The organism is Dyadobacter flavalbus, assembly GCF_006149045.1.
Lineage (GTDB): Bacteria > Bacteroidota > Bacteroidia > Cytophagales > Spirosomataceae > Dyadobacter > Dyadobacter flavalbus.
Genome location: NZ_VBSN01000030.1, coordinates 63,219 through 70,875, shown reverse-complemented (window position 1 = coordinate 70,875; position 7,657 = coordinate 63,219). Strand labels below are relative to the sequence as shown.

Annotated in this window: 8 protein-coding genes; 5 read left to right on the top strand and 3 right to left on the bottom strand. The window is 44.9% G+C overall.

Translation table 11 applies throughout. The features are described 5' to 3' along the window. Window positions 1-3 precede the first annotated feature (3 nt). A complete protein-coding gene (locus FEM33_RS27015; protein ID WP_374756416.1) occupies window positions 4-90 on the top strand; it encodes an IS3 family transposase in 87 nt (28 codons plus the stop codon). A gap of 3 nt (window positions 91-93) precedes the next feature. Here the strand turns inward: FEM33_RS27015 and FEM33_RS26315 are convergent, their stop codons facing one another. Next, entirely contained in the window at window positions 94-261 is a 168-nt protein-coding gene (locus FEM33_RS26315; RefSeq protein WP_161597096.1) for a hypothetical protein, read from the bottom strand. Window positions 262-580: 319 nt separating this feature from the next. Between FEM33_RS26315 and FEM33_RS10465 the strand changes: the two genes are divergently transcribed. Both FEM33_RS10465 and FEM33_RS10460 read left to right on the top strand, forming a co-directional pair. After that, window positions 581-772 carry a hypothetical protein gene (locus FEM33_RS10465; protein WP_139012012.1) on the top strand — a complete coding sequence of 64 codons (192 nt, stop codon included), beginning with the start codon at window positions 581-583 and terminating at the stop codon, window positions 770-772. A gap of 420 nt (window positions 773-1,192) precedes the next feature. After that, window positions 1,193-1,783 (top strand): T9SS type A sorting domain-containing protein, encoded by a 591-nt coding sequence (locus FEM33_RS10460; protein ID WP_139012011.1) that lies wholly within the window; start codon window positions 1,193-1,195, stop codon window positions 1,781-1,783. Between the two features lie 90 nt (window positions 1,784-1,873). On the opposite strand, the gene FEM33_RS10455 is transcribed toward FEM33_RS10460, so the two are convergent. After that, window positions 1,874-5,101, bottom strand: a complete 3,228-nt coding sequence (locus tag FEM33_RS10455; protein WP_139012010.1) for a PAS domain S-box protein — start codon at window positions 5,099-5,101, stop codon at window positions 1,874-1,876. 680 nt (window positions 5,102-5,781) lie between these two features. On the opposite strand from FEM33_RS10455, the gene FEM33_RS10450 reads away from it, so the two are divergent. Beyond that, window positions 5,782-6,291, top strand: a complete 510-nt coding sequence (locus FEM33_RS10450) for a DinB family protein (RefSeq protein ID WP_229214189.1) — start codon at window positions 5,782-5,784, stop codon at window positions 6,289-6,291. A 65-nt stretch (window positions 6,292-6,356) separates the two neighbouring features. Here FEM33_RS10450 and FEM33_RS10445 read toward each other — a convergent pair whose 3' ends face one another. Next, window positions 6,357-6,995, bottom strand: a complete 639-nt coding sequence (locus tag FEM33_RS10445) for an SOS response-associated peptidase (protein ID WP_139012008.1) — start codon at window positions 6,993-6,995, stop codon at window positions 6,357-6,359. A gap of 228 nt (window positions 6,996-7,223) precedes the next feature. Between FEM33_RS10445 and FEM33_RS10440 the strand changes: the two genes are divergently transcribed. After that, window positions 7,224-7,652, top strand: a complete 429-nt coding sequence (locus FEM33_RS10440; protein ID WP_139012007.1) for an EamA family transporter — start codon at window positions 7,224-7,226, stop codon at window positions 7,650-7,652. Window positions 7,653-7,657: the final 5 nt, after the last annotated feature.

Below are 7,657 nucleotides of genomic sequence, written 5' to 3'. Positions count from 1 at the left end.
TATATCAACTACTACAACAAAGACAGGATCAGGCTTAATTTAAATGGAATGAGCCCGGTACAATACCGAGCTCATCACACTAATCGTTAATTCTTAAACTCGTCCAACTTTTGGGGTGCAGTCTAATTTCGGATTGTCTTTTTTGTAAATCTGCTGAAAATGGTCGCAGCCGAGCAGCAATATTTCCGTCTGCGCAGACTGTGCAAATACAGAAGTAAAAAGCAGCAGCAACAGCATGATAGAAGTAAAAAACACTTTCATTCCCGACGGTCGTTATTTTTTAAGTAGTAAATCGGTAAAAGTTACACAAACATTCCTTGCGCAGCATATGCATATCCAAATTCAGCAAATGATGTTTTTTGCCATGTCCAGAGAACGAACAGATAGAATTAATGGCTTAATATGAGTTAAAATGATTGATTTTAAAAATTTCTCCTCTACAATCAACCCATTTTTCCAAAAGCCAACAGCTAATAGCCAACCGCCAACTGTGTAATTATTTACTTATAAATAAAAGGTATAATTATTTACAGGAGATCGGAATGTTGTTTCAAATTATAAACCATAAAAAAGTGAAATTATGAAAACGATCCTAAAAGCAGTCTCAATGCTCGGTTTGTGCGCCATGTTGACGATGGCCAGCTGTGGAAAAGATACCAGCAATGAAAATAACACCACAGGAGAAATGCAGGGCGATACCATGACAACAAACGGTAACGGGGGAATGAGTTCCGATACAACCGGAGCCGACAGCGCCGGCATGCAGCAATAAGCGTGTTAATGGCGCATACATTATTTTCGCGGATTTGGCCACTCGGATGTACCTAAACATTCGTAATATGGTCATAATTGGGATTAACAGGCAGGACACGCTCATAAAGCAGTGTCCTGCCTGTTTGCTTATTAGAATGCAGTTTTGATCTGGTTTTTGCAGCTGACGGTTCCTTTCTAAAATAGTTTACATACCAGATATGGTGCCTTACCGGAAGCTGAAAACTGCTTTGTAGCGCATTTTGAGGCAATTTTGAATATAAATTTGATCTGACATGTAATATAAATAAAGTCGTTGCAGAGAATAAAATGTAAAGTCAATCAAAGTTAGTTTTCAGTATGATGTAGGTCATGTTTTCAGGTCGGGCTTGTGCCTAATTTTGAATCATCAAATCAAACAACACCTGCTAATATTACTGACATGAACACTGCACGTAAAAACCTCCTCTTCATTGTTTTATTGATCGTTACAGCTGTATCCTCCTCTTTCAGTGCTCCTTTGTTTACCAAAACAAAACCGCTGACCATCCAGATGCCCGTAGCCGACGGCAAGTACGCCTTCGTGGTAGATGGCAAAAAACAGGTTGTCGAAATCAGCAATGAAACCGGCAAACTGCAAATTCCGGCGGAACCCTGCGTAATTCGCTACACGGCCGAAGACGGTGTTACGAACCTGACGGTTTTCATCGAGCAGGAAACATCCAGATCCTTTCTTTTGCCGGCCGTTCAGGCCAATGAAAGCGAAGTGGAGGCAGAGTGGGAAGCCGTGATCCTGGGCAATCCGGTACGTGCAGGAAAAGTAATGACGCAGATCACAGGCCCGATGAACAGCAACCCGACTATCGAAATCTACGATTTGCAGGGACGTTCACTGGTGAAAAAACAGGTTGCAAAAAACCAGGCAACCGAATCTTACACACTGGATGTACCGCAGCTTTCGACCGGCATCCTGCTTGTAAAAGTAAGCTGCGACAACTTCTCGCAGACATTGAAAGTATTGCACACAAACTAAGGATCGGATTGAGTTAAAATACATTTAAACAATCCTGACCGGAACACTGCTGCAAAACATACCCTGGACAGGCATTTCAATTACCTTCATTTACTGGGCCGGAAGAAAGACGCTGAAAACAGAACCTTCGTCCGGCTGGCTGACAACCGAAATCATACCCCCGTGATTGGCAGCTACTTTCTCACAAATGGCAAGTCCGATACCAGTTCCTGAATACTCGCTTCTGCCATGGAGCCGTTGAAAAAGCTGGAAAATACGGTCGGCATACTTCTGATCAAACCCGATACCATTATCCTTTACGTCAATTTTATAGTAGAATGAAGCTGAGCGTAAAGAACTTCCCGAAAGCGGAATCTCCTTTTCCGAAACAACCTGACTCTGAATACGGATTACCGGTTTAATGTTTTTCTTACGGAATTTGAGCGCATTGCTGATCAGGTTCTGAAAAAGCTGCCCCAACTGCATGGCGTCGCCCGTTATGACCGGCAGATCTCCAACGACCAGTTCTGCGCCGGACTCCTGGATACTAAGTTCCAGATCCGTAAGAATTGAATTGATCAGTTTGTTGAGCGGCACAAATTCATTGTTTTCCTTTTTGGTCGAAATCCTTGAAAAAGACAGCAGGTCTTCAATCAGGTCCGACATGCGCTTTGCGGCGGACTGCATCCGCAGAAGATAATTTCTGCCTTCGCCAAGTTCCGAAGCATACCGGTCTCCAAGCAAGTTCCCGAACGACTGGATTTTACGGAGCGGTTCCTGAAGATCGTGAGATGCAACGTAGGCAAACTGCTGCAGGTTCTGGTTGGACTGGATCAGAAGCTGGTTTGATTCTGCAAGTTCTTCATTCGTTGCCATATATTCTTCATTGATCGCAGCAAGTTCTTCGTTCAAAGCTTCAAGTTCTTCTGTACGCTGCTGCACCTGAAGTTCGAGTGCAAGCTTAACTTTTTTCTGAATCGTTATATCCTGTACCGCGCCGATGATCTTGGCGGCTTCGCGTTTTTCATTAAAGAAAATTTTTCCCTGCGTATGCAGTATCCGTCTGGAAACAGCCTGGTTGTCCTGAATCATAAATTCAACATTGAACTTGTCAGAAGTGTCGGGTTTCAATGCTTCGTGCATGGCATTTTGGATCCGCAGCAAGTCTTCGGCAGGAATCAGACTGTTGATTTTATCACGCGTCAGGTTTTCATGCTGGTCAATTCCGAACCATTGCAGCAAACGCCCTGAAAAGTCAATCTCTCCGCTTGCAAGCTCGTATTGCCAGGTTCCAAGATCGGCAAGTTCCACCGCGCTGCGCAGCGAGCTTTCTGCTTCTTCAATTTTCTGTCTTGCCAGAACCTGCTGGGTAATGTCCATGGCCACAACGAGCACGCCGGTTATCCTGCCGTTCATATCTCTTTGCGGCTGATAGTTCAGGTCCACATAAATGGTTTGCATCCGGTCGTCCTTTAAAATCTTGACAGCCTGCTCTTTCGAGACAAACGGAATGCCGGTTTCGATCACATTTTGCAGCAGCAGGTCAAAACCTTGTCCGGCAATTTCCGGAATTGCCTCCAGAAGCGGCTTGCCGACCAGTTCGCCGTTGCCTCTTCCAACCAGTTCCTTGTAATACGGATTGGCCATTACATATCTGAGTTCATCTTTGCTGATGATGGCAATGGCAACCGGCGACTGCTCAAACAAAGCCAGAAGCTGCATCTGGCTTTCTTCTATCTGTTTCTGTATGACGACGCGTTCGGTAACGTCAGTGGCAATATCCAGAATGGCGTACACTTTTCCCTCATTGTCAAAAATGGGCGAATAGGTGATATCGTAATAATTTTCATTCAAAATGCCGTTCCGCTCTATATTTACCTGTGTACCAAAACTCTGATACATAACGCCGGTTGTATAAACATCATTGAGAATCTGCAAAAACGGCTGGTTTTCCAGTTCCGGCATTACTTTGGAGAGCGGTTTGCCGGAAATATCCGGGCCTTTCCCGACAATATCAATAAATGCCTGATTTGGCATTTCGATAATCATGTCTTGGCCGATAAACAAACCCATGGCAGCAGGTGCAGATTCGATGACGGAACGCAGCTTGGACTCACTTTCTTCGAGTGATTTCTGCGCCTTTACCTGCTGCGTCACATCAATGGACATGTTTATGATTCCGAAAATTTCCCCTGAACTGTTAAATATCGGCTTATAGGTAAAATTGTAGTAATAAGTGCTCAGCACGCCGTTTAATTCCAGATCAACGGCCGCATTTTTTGAGCTGTACGGAATGCCTGTTTTATAAATATTGTCCAGAATATCCAGAAAAGGCTGGCCTTCAAGTTCCGGAATTGCTTCCCGCAACGGCTTTCCGATGACCGATTTGTCTTTTCCCCAGTAACCGATCATCGGTTCATTGGCCAGTTCCACAATCATATCCTTTCCGACAAACAGGCAGGTACCAACCGGTGCCTGCTCAATCAGTGCCCGGAATTTGGCTTCACTGGCTTCCAGTTCTTTGCGGGATTTAATCTGTTCGGTAACATCCGTTGCCAGCACCATGACGCCTGTAATTGCGCCGGAATTATCGCGCAGCGCCGTGTATACAAAATCAAAGTACACATCTTCCATCATGCCGTTCCGGAGCAGCCTTGCATGTACGCCGTTGCCGTTAAAGGACTTTCCGGTTTTGTAAACATCCTGAAGAAGGCTCAGAAAAACTTGGTCGTTGATCTCGGGAAGTGCATCGATAAGTTTCATTCCGGTTATGGACGCATCTTTGCCCCACATTTCAAATATTTTCGCATTCCCGACCGTGATGATCATTTCCGGGCCGCTCAGTAATCCGATCGCCATCGGCGCCTGTTCCACCATGGTCTGAAAAATACGCAGCTGCTGCATGATGTCGTTCTGCTGCATGCGGTTTTCCACATCACCCGTCACATTAATAAAGCTGCCCAGGACTTTCGGTAAGTCCGTTTCCTCATCATGATGGATCTGGCCTTTACACAAAACCCAGATCGTCCTGCCGTCTTTTTTGTTCAGACACCGGAACTCTACCGAAAAGGATTGCTGGGCGGGATCAGTCTGTACGTGTTGAAAAGCCTGCTGAAACTGGCTTCTGTCGTCCGGGTGCACCATTTCCAGCATTTCATCAAAAGGGATGATGTCATTGCCCGTGAAGCCAAACAGTTCTTTGGTGCGGTAACACCAGCGAACCGTGCTGTTTTCAGGGTTCAGCTGCCAGGTTCCGATCCCGGCAGATTGCAGGGCAAGTTCCAGACGCTGGATTTCAAGATTATTATCAATGCTGAATGGCTTGGGTTGGCCTGTCATGTAAAAGTAAGTCTATCGTCGGAAAGTATGTTCGCAGGATTCTTTATAAGGTTTACTGAGTTTCTGCAACCGGACACTTTCTGACATTCGGGTATATCTAAATGAGGTAATTAAACCGGCAAAGTTCCCGGAAGTGTAAAAATTCCGACACAATTCAAAAGCTGCATTTGCCTTGTTATCATCAATCAAATATTATTCCATTCTGTTTCCGGGATGCAAATAAAGCTGTTTCCAATTATTAAATGGAGCTGCTTGCAGGATTTAAAATGATCAGAATGTGCCTGAATGAGCGTATTTGAGTATTTATGGCTTTGAATTTGAAAAGCTGCATTCCCAATAAAGTCAAACATCAAGGGCTTTACAAACCTGTAATCCGGTATAAAACTCCGGTTTCCTGATATCAGAAGTGCTCCTGAACCCGGTGCCCAATCGATACTTGCAAGACCGTATTTTCCGGTTTTTAGAAAACTGTGTTAACCGGATACAAAGCGTAGTTTAACAATACTCAATTCAGGAATGGTTAAAATCCGTACAGTTCTTTTCAGTCCAGCAAGGTTGTAATTACTAAATAAAACCAGGTTTTCCCGGATGCTGCTGACATGCTGTTGTCATTGGACGCTGTTTTATTTGCAGCATAAACAGTTGATAACTTAAATCCGAAAATAATGGAAAACAGCAGCATGAACACAGTACTGCCAAAAACGACAACGGTTGTAATCACGCCCGAAGCCCTGCTCGAACACTGGCAGGGACACCGCCGGCTAACAAAACGGATGCTGGAAATTTTTCCGGAAAATGAATTCTATACTTTTTCAATCGGCGGCATGCGTACTTACGCCCAACTCACCATGGAAATGACGGACCTGGCTTTGCCGGGCATTAAGGGCATAGCAACCGGTGACTGGAGCGGTTACGGTGATTCCGGTGACAACACGCATTCCACCGCGCCGAAAACCAAAAAGGAAGTGCTTGAAAAATGGGATTTCATTACGGATCAAATCAATGCATACTGGCCGCAAATTGCGCCTGAACGGTATCAGGAAGTTGAAAAAGCATTCGGCCAGTTTGAAGCACCGATTTACGGAACTCTTTTATATCTTATTGACAATGAGATTCATCACCGTGCACAGGGTTATGTATACCTGCGTGCGCTCGGAACAGAACCGCCCGCATTCTGGGACAGAAGCTAGCTTTATTTCAGTATAAAAACATTCTGAATGACCAGAGCCGGCAATGCATTTCCAAATGGAAAAGGTTACATCTGAACTGCTTTCAGCTCAATATGCGAGCGGTCTGCAAATGCAAGATGTTCGTTTTTCGGGTCAAGCCATGCGTCATATTCTTCCGGAGAAAGCACCACGAGCATGCGTTCGCCATTGTTATGGATTTCTTTCATGAGTTCATTTCCTTGCGTGGTGACGATCGTGTAGCAATAGGTGATTATGCCCGTTTCGCGGTTGTGCCATTCATTGAAAAGGCCGGCGCAAAGGAAAACGGCATTGTCCGGTCTGGTTACCAGATACCTTGTTTTTTTACTTTTTTTGTCACCCGGCGATTCCCATTGCCATTCATACATGCCGTCCATAGCCACAAGGCAGCGGTTTCCGGTCTTGCGTTTGTAAGATGCTTTTTCATCGAGTTCTTCTATTCGGGCATTCAGGCAGTTGATCCTGGCTTTCTTCGCGTCAGATGCTGTTTTTACCCAGTCAGCAATCAGGCCCCATTCGTACATCAGGATTTTTTTACGGTCGTCAAATCGTATGACCGGCGTTGCCGGCGTTGCAAATCCGTTGTATTCGGCGGTAGGCTTGTACGTGTCCGGTTCGTCAAAACTGGCTCCCGAGCTTTTCTCGATGGCGTCCGCTTTTGCGGTAAGTCTGGTATGGTAACACATGAACAGAAACGTTGATAAAAAATGATATTGCTATAATTTTCATTCCAACATTCATTTTCCGGTTTTACCCAGAACGCACGCACAGATTAACCGCCTGAATGTAATTCAGGACGGCTTGCAAAAACTGGAACGAAGTTTTTATGCGAGATGGAATTCTACATGTTAATCAATGAATTTTCCCTTGTTCATCAAGTTAAACATGTCAATTTCTAAACCGGACCAATCAGTATGTGGATTATTTGGGCAATTGGAGCTGCTGTGTCGGCGGCGCTGGTTACAGTATTAACCAAAGCGGGATTGAAAAATGTGGATTCCAGTCTGGCTTTTGCACTTCAGTCTGTTTTTATTCTTTTTATAACCTGGTCTGTTGTAACGTGGCAAGGTACCTTTTCAGGGATCAAAGAAATCGACACCAAAGCCTGGGTGCTGCTGTCGTGCGCCGGAATTGCCACAACGCTTTCTACCTTGTTTTCCTTCAAGGCGCTTTCCATGGGCCCGGCTTCCTATGTAACAACAATTGAACGTTCATCGCTTGTTATTGCCATTGTATTATCCATCCTTTTTTTAAAGGAAAAAATGACGTGGCAACTGATCGTTGGAGGGGCATTGATTATCGGCGGTGCCGTCCTGATCGCAGCTTCCGATTCCGGCAAGTAGTGTTC

What these genes read in the sequence shown, in the direction of transcription:
- FEM33_RS10455 (WP_139012010.1), bottom strand. Translation starts at nt 5,101, where the DNA reads ATGACAGGCCAACCCAAGCCATTCAGCATTGATAATAATCTTGAAATC.
- FEM33_RS10440 (WP_139012007.1), top strand. Translation starts at nt 7,224, where the DNA reads ATGTGGATTATTTGGGCAATTGGAGCTGCTGTGTCGGCGGCGCTGGTT.
- FEM33_RS26315 (WP_161597096.1), bottom strand. Translation starts at nt 261, where the DNA reads ATGAAAGTGTTTTTTACTTCTATCATGCTGTTGCTGCTGCTTTTTACT.
- FEM33_RS10460 (WP_139012011.1), top strand. Translation starts at nt 1,193, where the DNA reads ATGAACACTGCACGTAAAAACCTCCTCTTCATTGTTTTATTGATCGTT.
- FEM33_RS10450 (WP_229214189.1), top strand. Translation starts at nt 5,782, where the DNA reads ATGAACACAGTACTGCCAAAAACGACAACGGTTGTAATCACGCCCGAA.
- FEM33_RS10465 (WP_139012012.1), top strand. Translation starts at nt 581, where the DNA reads ATGAAAACGATCCTAAAAGCAGTCTCAATGCTCGGTTTGTGCGCCATG.
- FEM33_RS10445 (WP_139012008.1), bottom strand. Translation starts at nt 6,995, where the DNA reads ATGTGTTACCATACCAGACTTACCGCAAAAGCGGACGCCATCGAGAAA.